Source organism: Streptomyces sp. NPDC127119 (assembly GCF_042677425.1).
Lineage (GTDB): Bacteria > Actinomycetota > Actinomycetes > Streptomycetales > Streptomycetaceae > Streptomyces.
On sequence record NZ_JBHXTO010000018.1, the window covers coordinates 26,273 to 46,285 of the forward strand.

The following is a 20,013-nucleotide window of genomic DNA, read 5'->3' on the forward strand; positions in this document are numbered from 1 at the left end:
GTCCCGGCGGGCCCTCCTCCCTGCGGAGGATGCCTTCACGGAGGAGGCTGCCACGCACCGTTCCTCCCCAGGCCAGAGGGGCGGCCCCGGCGGTCCGTCTACCGTGGGGACCATGACCCTGATGGACTCGTTCGCCGGACGGCGCGTGCCCCCGGCCGTCACGGACGCGGGTCTGGCCCTGCTCTTCACCGCGGGCGCGTTCGTCCCGCTCGCGCCGATGCCGGCCGACGTGCCCGAGCTGCGCACTCCGGACGCCCTGTTCTTCGTACTGGCCCTGCTGTCCGCCCTGCCGCTGGCCCTCCACCGGCGGTTCCCCCTGCCGGTGCTGCTGGTCATGACGGCGGCGGTGGCCGCGCTCCAGGCACGGCACTACATCCCGCATCTGTCCGGTCCCCAGGGCACCTCCATCGGGCCCTCCTACCTGGGCGTGGCCACGGCCGTGCTGCTGACCGCCCGGCGGGGCGCGCCCCGGACGGCCACCCTGGTCGTGGCCGTGGTCATCCCGGCCGCGGCCGTCGCCGAGGCGGTCCTCGCCCCGCACGGGCACCGCATCGCCACCCTGCTGGCGGATGCCGTGCTGCTGGTCGGGGCCTGGGCGCTCGGCCGGCTGACCCGGGCGCGCGCCGCCATCCGCGACCAGGTGCTGGAGCGGGCCGCCGCGCTAGAACGCGCGCAGGAGGCCAACGCGCGCGCCGCCGTCATGGAGGAGCGGGCCCGGATCGCCCGCGAGCTGCACGACATCGTCGCGCACAACGTCAGCCTCATGGTCGTCCAGACGATCGCCGCCGACCGGATCCAGGACCGCGACGGCGACAAGGCCCACGAGCTGCACGGCACGATCGAGGAGACGGGCCGGGCGACCGTCACCGAACTGCGCCGACTCCTCGACGTCCTGCGTACGGAGGACGAGGCGGACGCCGATCCGAGCAGGGAGCCGCCGCAGCCCACCGTGGAGGCCCTGCCCGCGCTGGTGGACGCGGTGCGCGCGGCGGGTCTCACCGTGGACTTCACGACGACCGGGACACCCGCCGAACTGCCGGCGGGCTCGCACCTGACCGTCTACCGCGTCGTGCAGGAAGGGCTCACCAACACGCTCAAGCACGCGGGCCGCACCCACGCCGAGCTGACCGTCGCCTGGGAACGCAGGCACGGGCGGCTCACCGTCCGGCTCTGCGACGACGGGCCCCGGCCGGGCGAGGGGGCGGCCCCGCGCCCGGCCGGCCTGCCCGACGGGCCCGGTCATGGACTGCTCGGCATGCGGGAACGCATCGGGGCCGTGGGCGGTTCGCTGCACACCGGCCCGCGTCCTGGCGGCGGCTACTGCGTGCACGCGGTCGTACCGCTGCCGTCGTCGACGCCGACGCTGTCACCCGTACAGACAGAAGCACCGACACCGACGGCATCGGCATCGGCATCGGCATCGGCATCGGACGATCTTTCATTCGACCTCGCAGGGCACTACGAAGGGCATCCCCCGCATGCAAGCCATCCGCGTCCTGCTGGTCGATGACCAGCCCATGATCCGGACGGGATTCCGGCTCATCCTCGAAGCAGAACCGGACATCACGGTCGTCGGCGAGGCGGCGGACGGCGTCGAGGCCGTCGAGAGCGCCCTGTCCCTGCGCCCGGACATCGTCCTGATGGACATCCGGATGCCGAACATGGACGGCGTCGAGGCCACCCGCCGTATCGCGGAGACGGGGTCACCGAGCCGCGTCGTCATCCTGACCACCTTCGACCTGGACGCACACGTGGTGGACGCCCTGCGCGCCGGGGCCAGCGCCTTCCTCGTCAAGGACGGACCGGCCGACTCGCTCGTCGGCGCCATCCGTACCGTGGCCGCCGGTGACGCCGTGCTCTCGCCCCGGGTCACCCACCGGCTGCTCGACCGCTTCGCCCATCTCGGCGCGCCCGCGACCCCCGACGTACCGTCGCGCCTGGGCGCGCTCACCAGCCGTGAACTCGATGTCCTGCGGGCCCTGACCCGTGGGCTGTCCAACGCGGAGATCGCGCTGGAGCTGGGCGTGGGAGAGACGACGGTCAAGACGCACGTCGCGCACATCCTGGAGAAGTACGGGCTCCGCGACCGGGTGCAGGCCGTCATCCTGGCGTACGACTGCGGACTGGTGGTGCCCCGCAGTCCTCGGTGAGTCAGTACTCCAGTTCCGGCCGCAGGCGCAGTGGGCCGCCGACGGTGTGCAGATGCCTCAGCACCTGGGCGTACGAGTCGAGGAGGCTCGTCTCGTGGTACGCGATGCCGTGCCGGGCGCAGAAGGTGCGGACGAGTTCCTGGGCGTGGCGCAGGCTGGGCCGCGGCATGGACGGGAACAGGTGGTGCTCGATCTGGTAGTTCAGTCCGCCGAGGGCCAGGTCGGTGAGCCGGTGGCCGCGGACGTTGCGTGACGTCAGCACCTGCCGGCGCAGGAAGTCGACCTTGTCGTCCTTGCCGAACAGGGCCATGCCCTTGTGGTTGGGGGCGAACGAGCACCCCATGTACAGCCCGAAGAGTCCCTGGTGCACCGCGATGAAGGCCACGGCCTGGAGCGGGGTCAGGACCAGGAACAGGGCGGCGAGATAGCCGCCGATGTGCGCCGCCAGCATGGCCGCCTCGGCGAGCCTGGTCGCGCGCCCGGTCCGCGTACGGCCGCGCTCGAAGGTGGCCTGTACGCCGGCGACCTTCAGGGCGAGGCCCTCAAGGAGCAGCATGGGGAAGAACAGCCAGGCCTGGTGGCGGCCCAGCCAGGCGTACGCGCCGCTGCGGACGCGGGCCTGGTCCTCGGTGAAGGCGATCGCGCCGTCGGCGATGTCGGGGTCGCGGTCGACGTGGTTGGGGTGGGAGTGGTGCCGCGTGTGCTTGTTGATCCACCAGCCGTAGCTGAGGCCGACCAGCAGGTCGGCGTGGACGCGGCCGAGCACGTTGTTGACGCGCTTGGAGGCGGCGATCTGGTGGTGGCCGGCGTCGTGGCCGATGAACGCGGTCTGGGTGAACATCACCGCGAGGAAGGCGGCGGTCACCAGCTGCCACCACGACGGTCCGATCAGCGCGAAGGCGGTCCAGCCGGCGGCCAGCAGGAGCAGGTTCGCCCCGACCTTGACCGCGTAGTAGACCGGCCGCCGCTTCAGCAGCCCGCTCTGCTTGACCTCGCGGCAGAGCGCGGCGTAGTCGCTGCCCCGGCGGGCGGGAGGAGGCCTGGTCGTCCGGGCGGGATCCGCCGGATCGGCGCCCCGGTCGATGGTGTCGGTGGTGCTCACGTGTGTCCTCTCGGGGTACGGCTCTTGTCGGCCCGGCGCCGGATGCACGCCGAGGCAGGCCCGCGTACGGGCCTGCCTCGGGAAAGGGCCTGCCTTGTGGGAGAAGGCTCGGGAAGGGCGCTCCTCAGAGCGGGCGGACCTGGTCCGCCTGCATCCCCTTGGGGCCCTGGCTGGCCGTGAACTCCACCTTCTGGTTCTCCTCCAGGGAGCGGAACCCTTCGGTGTCGATGGCCGAGTGGTGCACGAAGATGTCGTCGCCGCCCTCATCGGGGGCGATGAAGCCGAAGCCCTTCTCCGCGTTGAACCACTTCACAGTTCCAAGAGCCATGTGATGTCTCCTTCGAGTCGAGATGCTGGTGGCCAGCTGTCGAAGAAAACCGTCGAAAACACTTCGCGAACTTCAACTACAACCACTCTCTACAACGTCCGGTGTGCCGGATACGTTCCCGATGGGCGAAAAAGCCCAGGGGCCTGAGTTCCGCCCCTTCCCTTCAGGTCGGCGCCGAATGCGGAAGGGAGTACGGTTGCGGCACCGGGCGCACCTCGTACGCCGTCACCCGTTTCGGCGTCGCCCTCGGAGAACGGCAATGGCCGACGCAGAACGATTCCGGCCGGAAATGAGCCGCACGATGCCTTCAGGCTCGTACCGCCCCGCCGTCTCCCGCAGTCCCTACCGCACCCGGCGATAGCGACCCTCCAAGCTCCGCGGACGCCCCTCGGGCGTCCGGGAGCCTCGTGCACGGTCAGACCAGACCCGAACACAGAGGATGCGGGACACATGTACTCACAGGACGCGATCTCCGGCCACCGCCGCGGTCGCCCCGAACCGACCGCCGAAATGCTCTCCGGGCTGGCCTGCCTCATGTGCGGCACCGACTACCGGACCGCACCCGACCCCGAGGCCGTGGTGGTCTCCCACCACGACGGCGGACAGCTCCTCGCCTGCCACGGCACCTGCGCGCGCATGGCGTGCGGGTCCGGCAACGGGCTGGGCGAGACGGCCCTTCCCCTGGCCGAACGTGTGCGCAGGCACCGGGCGGACCGTTCCTGATCCGGTCGGTCCGGCGTTGCACACCCCGGACGGAACCAGCACGACGATCGAACCGGCACCACGATCGAACCAGCACGACGACAACGAAATAGAAGGACGCGCATGAGTCTGTTGAGTCTCGGAGTACTTGCCTCCTCCCGCAAGGAGAACGAGTTCCGACTGCCGCTGCACCCCGGTCACCTCGACCGGATCGCTCCCGACGTACGCGCGAAGATCTTCCTGGAAGAGGGTTACGGCAGCCGGTTCGGTGTCGGTGACGACGCGCTGCGACCGCTGGTGGGCGGACTGCGCTCCCGTGATCAGCTCCTCGACGAGTGCGATGTGCTCCTCCTGCCCAAGCCGATGCACGAGGACGTGGCCCAGCTGCGCCAGGGCCAGGTGCTGTGGGGCTGGCCGCACTGCGTGCAGGACGAGCGGATGACGCAGCTCGCCATCGACCGGCAGCTGAGCCTCATCGCGTGGGAGGCCATGAACCACTGGACCTCCACGGGCGCCTTCAGCGTCCATGTGTTCCACAAGAACAACGAACTGGCCGGCTACTGCTCGGTGCTGCACGCCCTGCAGCTCGGCGGGCTGACCGGCAGTTACGGCCGCCGGATGCGCGCGGTGGTCATCAGCTTCGGGGCCACGGCACGCGGGGCGGTGACGGGCCTGGGCGCCATGGGGATCTCGGACGTCACGGTGCTGACCCAGCGCGCCGCCGCGGCGGTCGCCTCGCCGATGCCGTCGGTCGTGATGGGCCACTTCGCCGAGCACGAGGACGACCCGTCCCGGCTGGAGGCCCTCACCGGGTCCGGCCGCATGCCGCTCGCGGAGTATCTGGCCGGGTTCGACGTGATCGTCAACTGCATAAGGCAGGACACCGACGCGCCGCTCACGTTCGTCACCGAGGAGGAACTGGCCCTGTTCAAGCCGGGGACCTTCTTCGTCGACGTCTCCTGCGACGAGGGCATGGGCTTCGAATGGGCCCGGCCGACCACGTTCGAGGACCCGATGCCCGCGGTGGGCCCCGGCTGCCACTACTACGGCGTGGACCACAGCCCGTCGCACCTGTGGAACTCGGCCACCTGGGAGATCAGCGAGGCGCTTCTGCCGTATCTGCGCAAGGTGCTGAGCGGCCCGGCGGCCTGGGACGGTGACGCGACGGTCAAGAACGCCATCGAGATCCGCGACGGTGTCGTCCTGAATCCGAAGATCCTCTCCTTCCAGAAGCGCTCGGCCGTGTACCCGCACGCCGTCGAGGTCCCGGCCGCCGCGCCCCCGACGGCTCCGGTGCTTGCCCCTGCGCCGAAGGACACGGCAGCGAAGGACACGGCGGCGAAGGACGGAGTCACCTCTCCCGCGGGAGCGTCACCGGGCGGTCGTTCCTCAGCTCGGTGAAGAGGGTGCGGGCGCGGCGGTCGTCCCACCGCACGGCGCTGCCCTTGGAGGTGGCGAGCGCGGGGTCGGACACGGGCACGTTGAGCTGACGGCCGCCGCCCGCCGTGACGCCCCGCATGGCGCGGAACAGCGTCATGAGGTCCCGCAGGCCCGTGCCCTTGTCGACCACCAGCGTGTCCAGGCCCGCGCCGAGGGTCGGGAAGGACCTGGCGGGGTTGAGGAGGGTGCCGGGGGTGACCGCCTTCTCGGCGAGGGCGGTCAGGAACTTCTGCTGGTTGCGGGTCCGGCCCAGGTCGCCCTGGGCCTCCTGCTTGCGCTGCCGGACGAACGCCAGCGCCTCGGAGCCGTCGAGGGTCTGGCAGCCCTTCCGCAGGTCCGCGCCCGAGTTGGGGTCCTTGACGTCCCGGTCCAGGCACATGTCCACCCCGCCGACCGCGTCGACCACTCCGACGAAACCCGCGAAGCCGATCTCCGCGTAGTGGTCGACGCGCAGCCCGGTGTTGCTCTCCACGGCCCGTACGAGCAGGTCGGGGCCGCCGAGGGAGAACGCGGCGTTGAGCTTGTTCGGCTCGGCGCGGTAGCTGCGGCCGGTCTCGGGGCGGACGTACGGCGGGACGGTCACCCAGGAGTCGCGCGGCAGGCTCAGCATGGTGGTGCCGTTGGCGCCGGTGTGCAGCAGGATCATCGAGTCGGTGCGGCGCCCCTCGGCCGAGCCGGTGCGCAGGTCCTTCCTGGCCCGCTCGGACAGGCCCGCCCGGCTGTCGGAGCCCACGATCAGGTAGTTGGTGCCCTTTCCGGCCGGTGCGCGGTCCGGGAGCGCGCCCAGGTCGACCTCCTGGTCCAGCTCGGTGTCGGCCCACACATAGGTGCCGGCGGAGGCCGCGACCAGCGCGGCGAGCAGCAGGACCGCCAGCCGCACGGCCCTGCGGCGCCGGGTGGGTCGGGGCTTCGGGGACCGGCCGCCGGTCGCGCTCCGACGGGGCCGGCTCCCGTAGTCCGCAAGGCCCTGGCCCGTACGTTCCTGGCCCGTGCGGCCCTCGTGCGTACGGCCCGGGGTGGCCGGTGAGGGCATGCCGGGCAGTGGTGCCGTACGGGTCGAGGGCGGGGCGCCGTTCCCGCGCCCCGGCCACGCACCGTGGCCGGTCCCGTGGTCGGTCCGGTCGTTCATCCGCCTGTCCAGTCCCTCGGCGTCCGTCACCCCGGTCGCGGGGTCATCCCATGGGCACGCTCTTATACGGGGCGGGGTCGCCGATCTGTTCACCGGCGGTGCCGGAACGCTTCATGATCTGCCATCTCAGCCGGCTGCCGAGCAGCACGGCGACCACGGACTGGATGACGACGAGATACATCAGCTGCCGGTAGACGACGAGTTGGAACGGCATCCACCACAGCGTGCGTACGCGCTCCCCGTCGAGCCTCAACGCGTAACCGGCGCACAGCAGTTGGACTCCCATGAAGGCGAACCACACCGCGGCCGAGGCGAACGGGTCGAGGAACAGCACGCCGTACAGGGCGAACACGTCGATGACCGGGGCGAGCAGCGGGAGCGCGACCTGGAAGATCGCGAGGTAGGTGAGTCCGCGCCGGCCGAAGCGTCCGGCCACGCCCGTCTCCAGGACGGCGCCGCGGTGCTTCCACATGGCCTGGATCGTGCCGAAGCACCAGCGGTAGCGCTGGCGCCACAACTGCCGCAGCGAGGTGGGCACTTCGGTCCAGGCGACGGCGGACTCCTCGTAGAGGACGCGCCAGCCGGCCCGCCACAGGGCCATCGTGAGGTCGGTGTCCTCGGCGAGGGTGTCGTCGCTGACCCCGCCGACCCCGGCCAGTGCGTCCCGGCGGAAGGCCCCGATCGCGCCGGGCACGGTGGTCATGCACTCCAGCACCTCGAACATGCGGCGGTCGAGGTTGAAGCCGAAGCAGTACTCCAGGTGCTGCCACTTGGCGAGCAGTCCGCGCCGGTTGCCGACCTTGGTGTTGCCGCTGACCGCGCCGACGGCCGGGTGCGCGAGCGGCTGGACGAGGTGGTGGACGGCGTCCGGTTCGAAGACGGTGTCGGCGTCGACCATCACGAGGATGTCGTGACGGGCGTACTCCAGGCCGGTGTTGAGGGCGGCGGCCTTGCCCGCGTTGGCCTTGCGGATCACCAGTACCCGCGCGTCACCGACGCCTTCGGCGAGTGCGGCCGTACGGTCCGTGGAGCCGTCGTCGATCACGACGATCTGCAGCCGCGGGTAGTCGGAGGCGAGCAGTGAGCGGAGGGTGGCCTCGATCCCGGCCTCCTCGTTGTAGGCGGGCACGAGCACGGTGACCGGCTGCGTCACCTTCCGCAGCCAGGGCGCGCCGGGCCGGGAGCGTTCGAGCCGGCGCACATGGGCGCGGGCGAAGTGGACGAGCAGCAGCAGCCGCAGCACGCCGAGAGCCCCGGCGACGCCGAGCGTCCAGGTCATCGCCTGCGAGAAGGCGCGCCCCAGCCAGGCGGTCCTGATCAGGGCCGTACCGCTCCAGCGCTCGACGGCCGACACCCGCTGGTACGGCGCCAGCCGGGCCCCGGCGGAGACGGTCGTGAAGCGGTCGACACCGGGGTTGCGGAGCAGCTTCTCGGTCTCCCGGTACGCGGTCGCCGTCTGGCTGAACTGGCGGACCATGCCCTGCGCGGGCTTGCGGGACGCCTTGTCGGCGGCGACCAGCACATAGCCCTGGGCGGTGGCCCGCCGGGCCGCCGCCCACTCACGGCCGCACAGGGTGTCGGGCGAGGTGGTCCGCGGCATCCGCAGCAGATTGGTGCGCAGGTCGGCGGTGCTCGCCAACACGCTCTGCGTCAGGTCCAGTTCGGCGGAGAAGCGGAGGGCCGACGTCTCGCCCAGGACGGCTCCGGTGTAGGTGTTGGAGCCGATCTCGTGGCCCTCGGCGCGGATCCGCCGTACGAGGTCCGGGTGGCGGGCCGCCCGGGAGCCCAGGAGGAAGAAGGTGGCGCGGGCCCGGTGCTTCTTCAGCAGGTCGAGAAGGCGCGGGGTCCAGACGGGGTCGGGGCCGCCGTCGAAGGTGAGCGCGACGGTGCGGGCGGGCATCGAGGCGGTCTGTACGCCGTTGCGGTTGATGCCGATGACGGGGCCGCCGCGGGCCACGGCGTCGGGGGCGGGCGAGGTGCAGGCGGAGCGGGTGTCGGCGGCGTCGACCTCGTGGTTGGTCCAGCCCTCGAAGAGGAGGGCGGCGAACATCGCGGGCAGGACGAGTATCAGCAACAGCCAGTGCCCTCGCGGATCGCGGGTCTGTTTGTGCCGGGCCCTCACCAAGCGCCGCCCCTCCGCCCGGCCGCTCCTCTGCCCTCCCCCGCGTCGGTGGCCGATGCGCCGGAAGAGGTCTGCCGGCAGTGGCCGGTGGGGCCGGAGTCACGCACGGGGCTACGCATGGGGCGCGAGTCTAGCCACAGCCCCGTGGCCGCACGGGGCCATTGCCGAGCCTCACAGGAAGGGGGACTCCGGTTGAGTGCTGAGACATGAGACCAGCCGTCCCGTATCCCGAGACGCATGTTTGACATTAGGTGACCTTATGAACGATAAAGGACATGCTTTGACCACGTAATAACGATCCGTGTTCGCCCCACCGGCGACCCGGGATCGCCGCTGCCCTCCTAGTCGAATGAGCCCGCCGTGCCCCAGTCCACCGCCGCCCCGGCCTCCGTCGACCCCGGGGAGGAGTGGCAGGCCTGGCGCGCCGAGCGCCACCGCTCACTCACCTCGCCGACCGGGAACCTCGCCCTCGTCGAGACCCGCTGGCTGCCCGCCGGAGAGGAGCCCGACATCGAGGCCGCCCGCGCCGGGCAGCCGGACAGCGTGACGGTCACCACGCTCCGGCGCACCGACCTCGTCACCGGCGCACCCGAGCACGGCCTGCGCCTCTGGGACGCGGAATCGCCCGCCATCCGGCACTTCGACGGCGTCAGCGCCTTCCCGTACGACCCGGCGTGGGTCCTGGAGGCGGCCTACACCCCCGTGTCCGGCGCCCGCCGCGTCGCGTTCGAGCATCTGAGGGACAACGGCGGCACCCGTGAGCTGGTCGTCCCGGGCGACATCACGCTCACCGTCGACGGCCGCGAGTACACCCTCAGCGCCTTCGACGACGACGGCACCCTGCTCCTCGTCCTCGGCGACCCCACGAACGGGGACACCACCTACGGGGCCGGCCGTTTCCTGTTCGTACGGCGTACCGAGGACGACAACCGGGTGATCCTCGACTTCAACCGGGCCTTCGTGCCGCCCTGCGGGTTCTCCGATCAGTACAACTGTCCGATGCCGCCGCGGCAGAACCGCTTCCACCTGGCCGTCCAGGCCGGTGAGAAGCTTCCCCTCTTCCGCGACGGCTTCCCGGACCGGCACTGATCGACCCTCCACACTGAATCCCGCAACACCGGGCAGCTCCCGGCAGCACCCCCGCGGCTCCTCGTAGCGAAGGCACCTGAACCCATGAGCAAGAACAGCAGGACCAGAGCGTCCCTCTACGGCACCGCCACCGTGGCCACCCTCGCCCTCGGCCTCACCGCCTGCGGCGGCGGCTCCGGCGGCAGCGCCTCGTCCGGCACCTGGGACAAGAACGCCACCGTCAACATCGGCTCCCTCTACGAGCCGCAGAACCTCGACAACACCGCGGGCGGCGGCCAGGGCGTCACCGAGGCCCTGAACGGAAACGTCTACGAGGGCCTGTTCAAGCTCACGGACGACGGCAAGGTCGAGAAGCTCCTCGCCCAGAACCACGAGGTGAGCAAGGACGGCCTCACCTACACCTTCACCCTGCGCGACGGCGTGAAGTTCCACAGCGGCAAGGAACTGACCAGCGCGGACGTCAAGTACAGCCTGGAGAAGGTCCTCGGGAAGGACTCGCAGTCCGCCCGCAAGAGCAACCTCGAAGTCGTCAAGGACATCGCCACCCCCGACGCGAGGACCGTCAAGGTCACCCTGTCGAAGAAGTCGATCTCCTTCGTCTACAACCTCTCCTACGTCTGGATCATCAACTCCGAGGCCAAGAACCTCAAGACGACCGAGGACGGCACCGGCCCGTACAAGCTCGCCAAGTGGACCCGCGGCTCCGCGCTGAGCCTCGACCGCTTCGCCGGCTACTGGGGCGACGCCGCCGCCAACAAGAAGGCCGTCTACCACTACTACAAGGACGCCTCCGCGCTGAACAACGCGCTGCTGACCAACGCCGTCGACGTGGTCACCAGCGAGCAGTCGCCCGACGCCCTGGAGCAGTTCAAGAGCAACAAGAACTACAAGGTCAACGACGGCGACTCCACCACCAAGCTGCTCCTCGCCTTCAACGACAAGGCCAAGCCCTTCACGGACGTCAAGGTCCGCCAGGCCGTCTCCGCGGCCATCGACGACAAGAAGCTCCTCGATTCCGTCTGGGGCGGCTACGGCAAGCTCATCGGTTCGATGGTCCCGCCGACCGACCCCTGGTACGAGGACCTCACCGACGTCAACGCGTACGACGTCACCAAGGCCAAGAAGCTGCTCGCCGAGGCCGGCTACGCCAAGGGCTTCTCCTTCACCCTCGACACGCCGAACTACGACCCGCACCCCACGGCCGCGACCTTCATCAAGTCGCAGCTCGCCAAGGTCGGCATCACCGTCAAGATCAACACGATCACGCCGGACGAGTGGTACACGAAGGTGTACAAGAACCACGACTTCACGGCCACGCTCCAGGAGCACGTCAACGACCGCGACCTGGTCTGGTACGGCAACCCCGATTTCTACTGGGGCTACGACGACAAGCAGGTCACCCAGTGGGTCGAGCAGGCCGAGGAGGCCTCCACGACCGAGGAGCAGACCGAGCTGCTGAAGAAGGTCAACGAGAAGACGGCCGAGGACGCGGCCAGCGACTGGCTCTACCTCTACCCGCAGATCGTCGTCGCCAGCAGCAAGCTCTCCGGCTACCCGCTCAACGGCCTGAACTCGCAGTTCTACGCCTACGACATCAAGAAGAAGGGCTGATGGGGCGCTATCTCCTGCGCCGCCTCGCGTTCCTCCTGGTGTCGCTGGCCCTGGCGAGCGTGGTGCTCTTCGTCCTGCTGCGCCTGCTCCCCGGCGACCCGGCCAACGCGCTCACCTCGGTGGGCGCCAGTCCGGAACAGATCGCCGCGGCCCGCCACTCCATCGGCTCCGACCGTCCGCTGCCCGAACAGTTCACCCACTGGCTCGGGCAGCTGACGAGCGGTGACCTCGGCACGTCCTTCGTCAGCTCGCTGCCGGTCGGCCCCGAGGTCAGCGCCCGGCTGAACGTCACCGTCCCGCTGACGCTGGCCGCGTTCGTGCTGGCCGTCGTCATCGCCGTACCGGTCGGCTTCGTGGCCGCGTACAAGCGCCACACCTGGTACGGGGCGGTGCTCAGCGGGATCTCCCAGCTGGGCATCGCCGTGCCGGTGTTCTGGCTCGGCATGATCCTCATCGCCGTGTTCGCGCTGAACGCGGGCTGGCTGCCCTCCGGCGGCTTCCCGCAGGACGGCTGGGACGCACCCGCCGAAGCCGTCCGCTCGCTCGTCCTGCCCGTGGTCACCATCGCGCTCGTGATGGGCGCCTCCCTGATCCGGTACGTGCGTTCCGCCACCCTCGACGTCCTCGGCAGCGACTATCTGCGCACCGCCCGCGCTCTGGGCGCGTCCTTCCCGCGGGCCATGTGGCGGCACGGGCTGCGCAACGCCTCCGTCCCCGTGATCTCCATCCTCGGGATCGAACTCGCCTCGACCCTGCTCGGCGCGGTCGTCGTCGAGTCGGTGTACGCGCTGCCCGGCCTCGGCTCGCTGCTCGCCACCGGTATCGCCCAGCACGACTACCCGGTCGTCCAGGGCGTCCTGTTCGTCTCGACCCTCGCCGTGCTCCTGATCGGCTTCGCCGCCGACCTGGTCCAGCGGATCATCGACCCGCGGCTGCGCGGACGGCTCTCCGGAGGTTCCCGATGACCCTGCCGGCCGCCCCGCTCAAGGAGACCGAGCCCACGGAGTCGACGACACCGGTCTCCCGCCGCCGCCGTTCCGTCACGCTGCTCGCGGGCTGCTCGCTGACCGCCCTGATCGTGCTGCTCGCCCTCGTCTCGCTCGTCTGGCTGCCCTACGACACCGACGACACCTCCGGCGGCCGGCTCGCGGGCCCCGGCGACGGACATCTGCTCGGTACGGACAAGCTGGGCCGGGACCTCCTCACCCAGCTGATGACCGGCGCCCGTATCGCCGTGCAGGCCGGTCTCGGCTCGGTCGCCATCGCCGCGCTCGTCGGGGTCACCCTCGGCGTGCTCGCCGCGTTCGCGCAGGGCTGGCTCGACGACACCCTCGCCGCGTTCCTCGACATCCTCATCGCCTTCCCGACGCTGCTGCTCGCGATGCTCGTCGTCGCCGCCCGCTCGGCCACCCTCGGCTCCGCGATCCTCGCCATCGGCCTCGCCCAGAGCGCGGTGGTCGCCCGCCTCGTACGGATCCTCGTCAAGCGGGTCCTGGCGCAGGACTACGTCACCGCCGCCCGGACCTCGGGCACCTCCTGGCCGCGTACGGTCGCGGCGCACATCCTGCCGAACATCTGGCCCACCCTCGTGGTGAACCTGGCCCTCCAGTTCGGCCTCGCCGTGCTCGCCGAGGCCGGACTGTCCTACCTCGGCCTCGGCGCCCCGCCGCCCAACGCCTCCTGGGGCCGCATGCTCCAGGAAGCACAGGCCACCTTCACCACCGCACCCGCGGGCGCGCTGGCCCCCGGCATCCTGCTGGTCGTGCTCGTCGTCGGCGTCAACCTCGTCGCCGACGGACTGCGCGACACCCTCGACCCGGCCACGAGAAGGAGGCGGACATGACCTCACCCGGCCCCCTCCTGGACGTACGCGGCCTGACCGTGCGCACCGACGACGGCCGCACCCTCGTCGACGACCTCTCCTTCACCGTCGGCAGCGGCGAACGGCTCGGCCTGATCGGCGAGTCCGGCTCCGGCAAGTCCCTGACCACCCTCGCCCTGCTGGGCCTGCTGCCCGACGGCATGACCGCCACCGGCAGCGTCGAACTGGCCGGCACCCAGATCGTCGGCGCCCCCGAGAAGCGCCTCACCGCCGTACGCGGCCGGGACGCGGCCGTGGTCTTCCAGGAGCCCCTGACCGCCCTCGACCCGCTGATGCGCATGGGCCGCCAGATCGCCGAGCCGCTGGCCCGCAGGACCGGCCTCAAGGGCCGTGACCTGCGCACCGCCGTCACCGACGCGCTCGTACGGGTACGGCTGCCCGAGCCCGACCGCATCGCCCACGCCTTCCCGCACGAGATCTCCGGCGGCCAGCGCCAGCGCGTCGCCCTCGCCATGGCGCTGGCCTGCGAACCGAGCCTGCTCGTCGCCGACGAACCCACCACCGCGCTCGACGTCTCCGTCCAGGCCGAGATGCTGGACCTGCTCGACACCCTCGTCCGCGAACGCGAGATGGCCGTGCTGTTCGTCAGCCACGACCTCGCCGTGGTCGCCAAGGTGACCGACCGGGTGCTGGTGCTGAAGGACGGACGGGCCGTCGAGGAGGGCCCCGTCCTGGACGTCGTCACCGCGCCGAAGGCCGAGTACACCCGGGCCCTCGTCGCGGGCGCCCGGAAACTGGAGTCCGCCCTGGACCTGAGGAGCCCGCGATGACCCCCGAGCCGAAGCCCACGGACGGGGCGCGGGCGACACCCGTGCTGGAGCTCACGGACGTGGCCGTACGCTACCGGGGCGCCGCCGCCGACGTCGTACAGGGCGTGTCCCTGGCCATCGAGCCGGGGCAGTCGCTGGCCCTCGTGGGGGAATCCGGCGCCGGGAAGACGACGCTGCTGCGGATCCTGCTGGGACTCGCCCGTCCCACCGCCGGTACCGTCCGCTTCGACGGCGAGCCCCTCGCCCCGCGCGACCGGCGGCAGATGCGCCGCTTCCGGCGGGGTGTCCAGTGCGTGTTCCAGGACCCGTACTCCTCCCTCGACCCCAGCCGCCGCGTCGCCGCGATCGTCGCGGAGCCGCTGCGCTCCCTGGGGCTCGACTCCCGGACGACCGCCGCGCCGAAGGTGGCCGCCGCGCTGGAACGGGTCGGGCTTCCGGCCGACGCGGCCTCCCGCTACCCGCACGAGTTCTCCGGCGGCCAGCGTCAGCGCATCGCGATCGCCCGCGCCATCGTGTGCGACCCGCGCGTACTGCTCGCCGACGAACCCGTGAGCGCGCTCGACGTCACCACCCGGGTCAAGGTCGTCGACCTGCTGGCCGAACTGAAGGAGGAGCGGCGGCTGACCCTCGTCATGGTCTCCCACGACCTGTCGGTCGTCGCCTCCCTGTGCGAGCGCACGGCGGTACTGGAGAGCGGCCGGCTCGTCGAACAGGGCGCCACGGACCAGGTGTTGGGCGACCCCGCCCACCCGTACACCCGGCGCCTGATCGACAGCGTGCCGCGGCTGCCGGTCTGAGCGGGGCACCGCACGAACAGCCGCCGCACGAGCAGCCACCGCACGACGGTCCCGGTCAGGCGCCCGTGCCGCCCAGCGCGGGCGTCGGGGCAAACCGCACGGGCAGTTCGGTGAGGCCCCGCAGCCACGGTGACTGACGGCGCTTCAGGGACTCCGCCGGTACGGCGAGGTCGATGTCGGGCAGCCGGTCGAGGACGACCTCGATCCCCGTCCGCGCGATGACCTCCGCCACCTCCTGTGCGGGGAAGGGGCAGCGGTGTTCACCGTGACTGAAGGAGAAGTGCGCGTTGTTGCCGCCCGTCAGAGCGGCGTGGTCGGCGCGGATGTGCGGGTCCGAGTTGGCGGCCTGGAGCCCGAGGAGCAGCAGGTCGCCGGTGTTGATGCGGACGCCGCCGAGGTGGGTGTCGCGGGTGGCGTAGCGGCCGGGCATGTTCTGGGTCGGGGTGTCCTCCCAGAGGACCTCGTTCATGGCCTCGGTGACACTGCTCCGGCCGCCGAAGAGGGAGGCCGCGAAACGGGCGTCGGTGAGCATGAGGTGGAGGGAGTTGCCGATCCAGTCGGCGGTGGGCTGATGGCCCGCCGACAGCAGGATCATGATGTCCTGGACGATCTCCTCGTCGCTGAACCCGCTCCGGTCGGCCAGGATGCGGGAGGCGACGTCGTCGCCGGGCGCGATGCGCTTCTCGGCCACCAACTGCTGGGCGGCGGTGTACAGATGCTGCTCGCCCGCCAGCGCCCGGTCCCCCGCGTCGATCATGTCGGTGAGGGAGGCGACCAGCGCCGTGGCCTTGGTGTCGTTCCAGCCGTAGATACGGGCCAGGACGCGGGCCGGGAGCAGCTTGGCGTACTGGCCGATCAGATCGCCGCTGCCGGCGGCGCAGAAGGAGTCGATCAGCTCGTCGGCGAACTGCTCGGCGTGCGCCCGCAGTTCGGAGGGGTCGACGCCGTCCAGAGCGTTGCTCAGCATCGCGGAGCGGGTACGGTGCCGTTCGCCGACGGTGTAGAGGATGGACGGCTGCTTGCGCCCGATGACCGGCGCCAGGGGCCAGTCCTCGGGAATGTTGTCCCACTGGTTCCACAGCTCGGAGTCCCGGCTGAAGAGCCCCGGGTCGCTGGTGACCTGGTGCAGTTCACGGTAACCGAGCACCAGCCAGGCGGGGATGTCGCCGTCGAGGAGGACCGGTGCCACCGGGCCGTGCTTGCGCCGCATCTGCCGGTACAGCTCGGCCGGTTCCTCGTGCGAGCGCGGACCGCGCAGGGGGATGGGACTCACACCAGCTCCTGAGGCGAGTTGCGCACATGATCGGTGTGCAGTCGGTGGACGTACTCGACCAGGGTGATCAGGACCTGCTTGCTGGACTCGCGCGAACGGGCATCACAGCCGATCAGCGGGACGTGCGCGTCCAGGTCGAGGGCCTGGCGGATCCGCTCGGGAGAGTGCGCGGGGCCGCCGAAGTCGTTGCAGGCGACGACGAACGGGGTGCCGTGCTTCTCCAGGCGGTCGATCGCGTACCAGGAGTCGTCGATGCGCCGGGTGTCGACGAGGACGACCGCTCCCAGGGTCCCGGAGAAGAGGCGGTCCCACAGGAACCAGAAGCGCTGCTGGCCGGGCGCCCCGAACAGGTAGAGCACGTTGCGGGCGTCGAGGGTGATGCGGCCGAAGTCGAAGGCGACGGTGGTCGCGGTCTTGGCGCCGACGCCGGTGAGATCGTCGACGTCCGCTCCCGCCTGCGTCATCGTCTCCTCGGTGTTCAGCGGGCGGATCTCGCTGACCGAGCGCACCAGGGTGGTCTTGCCCACTCCGAAGCCGCCCACGACCACGATCTTCAGTCCGTTGTCGGCGGATGCGCTCAGGGGAGCGCTCGCTCTAGAGATTACGGAGTCCAACGAGCACCTGCTCCAGGATGTCGAGGTCGGGTAGGGCCTGCTGCCGGCGGGGGTGACGGGCGCTGACGCGGCCCGCGGCCAGGAGGTCGGACAGCAGGATCTTGGTGATGCCGACCGGCAGCCGCAGTTCGGCGGCGATCTCCACGACCGCGGTGGGGCGTTCGGTCATCCGCAGGATCGCCGCGTGCTCGGACTGCATGCCGGGCACGGGGTCGCACTCGGCGATCACGAGGGTCACCAGGTCCAGAGGGCTGTCCGCGCCGACCCGGCTGCGCCCCGAGGTCAGGGTGTAGAACCGGTCGGGAGCGTCGTCCCTGCCCGGCCTGCCGGCGTACGCGGTCATGAGGCCCGGGGCGGGGCCGTCAGGTGTTCGCCGAGTTGCTCGATCAACTCGCTCATGTTGTGTCCGATGAGGCCCGCGTCGGCGTCCTCGTCCGTGACGACGGCCAGATGCGCGCCCTGGCCCGCCTCGACGATGAACAGCACGCCGCCGTAGAACTCGGCCATGGCCGTACGGACGCCGCCGGTGCCGTCGCCGAACTCCACCGAGGCGCCGTGCGACAGGGACTGGATGCCGGCGGCTATCGCGGCGAGCTGGTCGGCCTGGTCCGCGGAGAGTTCCGGGGTGCGGCACAGTTTCAGGCCGTCACGGGAGAGCACGAGCGCGTGCCGTGCGCCCGGGGTGCGCTTGAGCAGGCCCTCGATGAGCCACGTGAGTTTGTCGTCGGCGGTCGTCGTGCCGGTCATGAGGTGGTGTCGCCTTCCGGGTGAGACTGCGGGGGGACGGAGGATCTCGGGCGGGGAGCGTGCGGGCGGTGGTACCGGGGGTGGCGGCGGCGGACCGGGCGGCCGGTACGGTCCCGGCCGTCACGGTCGTTCCGGTCGTTCCGGTCGTTCCGGCAGGGGCCGCCGTCGGACGAGGAGTTGTCGGGCGTCGGCCTCAGCCGCTCATGGGGGCGGGTGGGGACTGACCGGTGTCGGGTGCGGTGGGGCTGGCACTGGCCCCGGCGGGCGCGGTGCCGGCACCGGGCTCGGCACCTGGCGCGGGTGCGGGTGCGGGTGCGGTGCCGGTGCCGGTGCCGGACGGTTGGTCCGCCGTACCCGCAGTACCCGCCGTGTCCGCCCCGGCCGTAGCGCGCTGCTCGGCAGCGGCGGGAACCCCGCGCACGGCTTGGCGGAAGCTGCCGAAGCGGGCGGCGCGTACCTGTACGTCCACGGCGGCCGGCGCGGTGTGCGGTGTGGCGGAGTGCGCCGCCACACGCGCCCGCTCGGCCTCGGCCTCGGCGAGGGTCCGTCCGCGGCGGCGCCGGGGCAGATCCTCCACCGACTCCTCCTCACCGGTGGCCGGGCCAGGGGTGCCGGAGGGGGCAGGCGTGCCAGGGGTGCCGGAGGTGGCGAATGCGTGCGCGGGGGCGGGGGCTGGGGCGGAAACGAGGTGCCGGCCGGGCGCGAGAGCCCGTGCCGCGTCGGCCCCCTTCTCCGGAACGGGTGCCACGGACCCACCGTGGCGCCGGGGCAGTTCCGGGACCGCGGGCGCGGTCGTGGTGCCCGCGGTGGCCGACGGCTTCCCGGCGGCCGGCACCTCCGGGGTGCGGTCGGCCGACGGGATCGAGGTGCCCTGGACGACGAGGATGTCCTGCGGAACGAGCAGCAGAACGCCGGTGCCGCCGCGGGCCGAGGGACGGAAGGAGATCTTGAGGCCGTACCGGTGGGCGAGCCTGCCGACGACGGCGAGGCCCAGCCGGGTGCCGGTGAGACCGCCGAGTTCGCTGCCCCGGCCGGTGACCGCCTCCTCGGCGCGGCGCAGTTGCAGGTCGCTCATGACCAGGCCGCTGTCCTCGACGGACACGATGACACCGGCCGGCACCTCCTCCACGTAGACGTGCACCTCCGCGGTCGGCGGGGAGAAGTTCGCGGCGTTGTCGAGCAGTTCGGCCAGCGCGTGCATCACGGCCTCGGCGGCGTGCCCGGCGACGGCGGCCTGACTGGCGGAGTGGACCCGGACCCGCTGGTAACTGCCGATCCGGCCCATGGCGCCACGCAGGATGGACTCCATGCCGATCGGCCGGGCCCAGCGTCGGCCCGAGCGGGCCCCGGTCAGCACCGCGAGGGAGTCCGCGAGCCGGCCGGCCTGCGCGGTGCGGTGGTCGAGGTGGAGGAGGTCGGCGAGGACGTCCTCGTCGGCGTGCCGCTCCTCCATGGCCCGCAGGTCCGCGAGCATCGCGGTGGCCACGGCCTGCATGCGCCCCGCCGCGTTGGCGGTGGCGGAGACGGCGGCGGTGCGCGAGGCGTTCGCCTCCCGCAGCAGCGCCGTGAGCTGCGCGTTCTCCTCGGCGAGCCGGGCACTCTTCGTGCTGTGCTCCCGGGCGAGATGGTCGCGTTCGGCAGTCAGCGAATCGGCGAGCCGGGCGTGCTCCGCGCCCTGTTCCTGAACGATGCGGGCGCGTTCGGCGGCCAGCGAGTCGGTCAGCCGGGCGTGTTCCTGGGCCAGTTCCGCCGTCAGGCGGGCCCGCTCCCTCTCCAGCTCACCCGTCAGCCGCACGCGTTCGAGACGCGTGTCCTCGGTCAGCCGGACACGTTCCTGGAGCATCCGGCCGACGTCCTGGGTCAGCGTCTCCAGCCGCCGGCGCATCGTCCGGCCGGACAGGACGGCGTACACGGCCACGACGACGGCCACGCACAGCAGGAGGCCCGCCGCGCTGCCGCCCAGGGCGAGAGGCAGGCGCACGCCGGGCGGCGCGATGACGACCGCACCCGCGACCGCGAGCCCGGACAGTACCGCCGTGAGCACGAAAGCCGTCAGCAGGCCGCGGGTGGCGGGCCGTTCGCCCGGGTGCGTGGGGGAAGTCATCGCTCGTTTCCTCGGTCGGTTCCGAGGGCGTTCACCGTGATCTCGGATGGCCTTCGGGTCGGTTCCTCGGGACAAGTCCCTGCGGCAGGCTGCCAGTAGTTTTTCGGCTCACTACATACAGGTGTGAGCCTTCACCTCTGCGCATCTGGCGGT

The 20,013-nt window shown here is 71.4% G+C and carries 19 protein-coding genes; 10 read left to right on the top strand and 9 right to left on the bottom strand.

What is annotated here, in order from left to right; translation table 11 throughout:
- Window positions 1–112: 112 nt before the first annotated feature.
- Window positions 113–1,510, top strand: a complete 1,398-nt coding sequence (locus ACFVH5_RS11415; protein ID WP_385833314.1) for a sensor histidine kinase — start codon at window positions 113–115, stop codon at window positions 1,508–1,510.
- Entirely contained in the window at window positions 1,479–2,150 is a 672-nt protein-coding gene (locus ACFVH5_RS11420; RefSeq protein ID WP_385833315.1) for a response regulator, read from the top strand. Before ACFVH5_RS11415 ends, ACFVH5_RS11420 begins: the two co-directional genes overlap by 32 nt.
- A 1-nt stretch (window position 2,151) precedes the next feature.
- On the opposite strand, the gene ACFVH5_RS11425 is transcribed toward ACFVH5_RS11420, so the two are convergent.
- Complete coding sequence (locus tag ACFVH5_RS11425; protein ID WP_385833316.1) at window positions 2,152–3,252, bottom strand: fatty acid desaturase family protein; 1,101 nt, start codon at window positions 3,250–3,252, stop codon at window positions 2,152–2,154.
- A 124-nt stretch (window positions 3,253–3,376) separates the two neighbouring features.
- Window positions 3,377–3,580: a cold-shock protein gene (locus tag ACFVH5_RS11430; protein ID WP_384804684.1), complete on the bottom strand. Its 204-nt coding sequence runs from the start codon at window positions 3,578–3,580 to the stop codon at window positions 3,377–3,379.
- Window positions 3,581–4,030: 450 nt separating this feature from the next.
- Between ACFVH5_RS11430 and ACFVH5_RS11435 the strand changes: the two genes are divergently transcribed.
- Both ACFVH5_RS11435 and ACFVH5_RS11440 read left to right on the top strand, forming a co-directional pair.
- A complete protein-coding gene (locus ACFVH5_RS11435) occupies window positions 4,031–4,303 on the top strand; it encodes a hypothetical protein (RefSeq protein WP_385833317.1) in 273 nt (90 codons plus the stop codon).
- Window positions 4,304–4,405: 102 nt separating this feature from the next.
- Window positions 4,406–5,683, top strand: a complete 1,278-nt coding sequence (locus ACFVH5_RS11440; RefSeq protein WP_385833318.1) for a N(5)-(carboxyethyl)ornithine synthase — start codon at window positions 4,406–4,408, stop codon at window positions 5,681–5,683.
- Here the strand turns inward: ACFVH5_RS11440 and ACFVH5_RS11445 are convergent.
- Together ACFVH5_RS11445 and ACFVH5_RS11450 are read right to left on the bottom strand one after the other, a co-directional pair.
- A complete protein-coding gene (locus ACFVH5_RS11445; RefSeq protein ID WP_385833319.1) occupies window positions 5,634–6,851 on the bottom strand; it encodes an LCP family protein in 1,218 nt (405 codons plus the stop codon). The two genes, ACFVH5_RS11440 and ACFVH5_RS11445, sit on opposite strands and share 50 nt — an antisense overlap.
- Window positions 6,852–6,894: 43 nt before the next feature.
- On the bottom strand, window positions 6,895–8,925 hold the full coding sequence (locus tag ACFVH5_RS11450) for a bifunctional polysaccharide deacetylase/glycosyltransferase family 2 protein (RefSeq protein WP_385833320.1): 2,031 nt from the start codon (window positions 8,923–8,925) through the stop codon (window positions 6,895–6,897).
- A gap of 408 nt (window positions 8,926–9,333) precedes the next feature.
- On the opposite strand from ACFVH5_RS11450, the gene ACFVH5_RS11455 reads away from it, so the two are divergent.
- The 6 genes from ACFVH5_RS11455 (at window position 9,334) to ACFVH5_RS11480 (ending at window position 15,122) form a co-directional block, all read left to right on the top strand.
- On the top strand, window positions 9,334–10,062 hold the full coding sequence (locus ACFVH5_RS11455; protein WP_385833321.1) for a DUF1684 domain-containing protein: 729 nt from the start codon (window positions 9,334–9,336) through the stop codon (window positions 10,060–10,062).
- 84 nt (window positions 10,063–10,146) lie between these two features.
- Window positions 10,147–11,673: an ABC transporter substrate-binding protein gene (locus ACFVH5_RS11460; protein WP_385833322.1), complete on the top strand. Its 1,527-nt coding sequence runs from the start codon at window positions 10,147–10,149 to the stop codon at window positions 11,671–11,673.
- Entirely contained in the window at window positions 11,673–12,638 is a 966-nt protein-coding gene (locus ACFVH5_RS11465) for an ABC transporter permease (protein ID WP_384804698.1), read from the top strand. The genes ACFVH5_RS11460 and ACFVH5_RS11465 overlap by 1 nt, the downstream gene beginning before the upstream one ends.
- The gene (locus tag ACFVH5_RS11470; protein ID WP_385833323.1) at window positions 12,635–13,516 is read left to right on the top strand and encodes an ABC transporter permease; all 882 of its coding nucleotides are present in this window, start codon (window positions 12,635–12,637) and stop codon (window positions 13,514–13,516) included. The genes ACFVH5_RS11465 and ACFVH5_RS11470 overlap by 4 nt, the downstream gene beginning before the upstream one ends.
- On the top strand, window positions 13,513–14,325 hold the full coding sequence (locus tag ACFVH5_RS11475) for an ATP-binding cassette domain-containing protein (protein WP_385833324.1): 813 nt from the start codon (window positions 13,513–13,515) through the stop codon (window positions 14,323–14,325). The genes ACFVH5_RS11470 and ACFVH5_RS11475 overlap by 4 nt, the downstream gene beginning before the upstream one ends.
- Window positions 14,322–15,122, top strand: coding sequence for an ABC transporter ATP-binding protein (locus ACFVH5_RS11480; protein ID WP_385833325.1), 801 nt, complete (start codon window positions 14,322–14,324; stop codon window positions 15,120–15,122). The genes ACFVH5_RS11475 and ACFVH5_RS11480 overlap by 4 nt, the downstream gene beginning before the upstream one ends.
- 55 nt (window positions 15,123–15,177) lie before the next feature.
- On the opposite strand, the gene ACFVH5_RS11485 is transcribed toward ACFVH5_RS11480, so the two are convergent.
- From ACFVH5_RS11485 to ACFVH5_RS11505, 5 genes are all read right to left on the bottom strand, one after another.
- On the bottom strand, window positions 15,178–16,395 hold the full coding sequence (locus ACFVH5_RS11485) for a cytochrome P450 (RefSeq protein ID WP_385833327.1): 1,218 nt from the start codon (window positions 16,393–16,395) through the stop codon (window positions 15,178–15,180).
- Window positions 16,392–17,009 carry an ATP/GTP-binding protein gene (locus ACFVH5_RS11490; protein WP_384804708.1) on the bottom strand — a complete coding sequence of 206 codons (618 nt, stop codon included), beginning with the start codon at window positions 17,007–17,009 and terminating at the stop codon, window positions 16,392–16,394. Before ACFVH5_RS11490 ends, ACFVH5_RS11485 begins: the two co-directional genes overlap by 4 nt.
- Window positions 16,990–17,352, bottom strand: coding sequence for a DUF742 domain-containing protein (locus ACFVH5_RS11495; protein WP_384804710.1), 363 nt, complete (start codon window positions 17,350–17,352; stop codon window positions 16,990–16,992). The genes ACFVH5_RS11490 and ACFVH5_RS11495 overlap by 20 nt, the downstream gene beginning before the upstream one ends.
- Window positions 17,349–17,756 (bottom strand): roadblock/LC7 domain-containing protein, encoded by a 408-nt coding sequence (locus ACFVH5_RS11500; protein ID WP_210888142.1) that lies wholly within the window; start codon window positions 17,754–17,756, stop codon window positions 17,349–17,351. Before ACFVH5_RS11500 ends, ACFVH5_RS11495 begins: the two co-directional genes overlap by 4 nt.
- Window positions 17,757–17,949: 193 nt before the next feature.
- On the bottom strand, window positions 17,950–19,860 hold the full coding sequence (locus tag ACFVH5_RS11505) for an ATP-binding protein (protein ID WP_385833328.1): 1,911 nt from the start codon (window positions 19,858–19,860) through the stop codon (window positions 17,950–17,952).
- Between the last annotated feature and the right edge of the window lie 153 nt (window positions 19,861–20,013).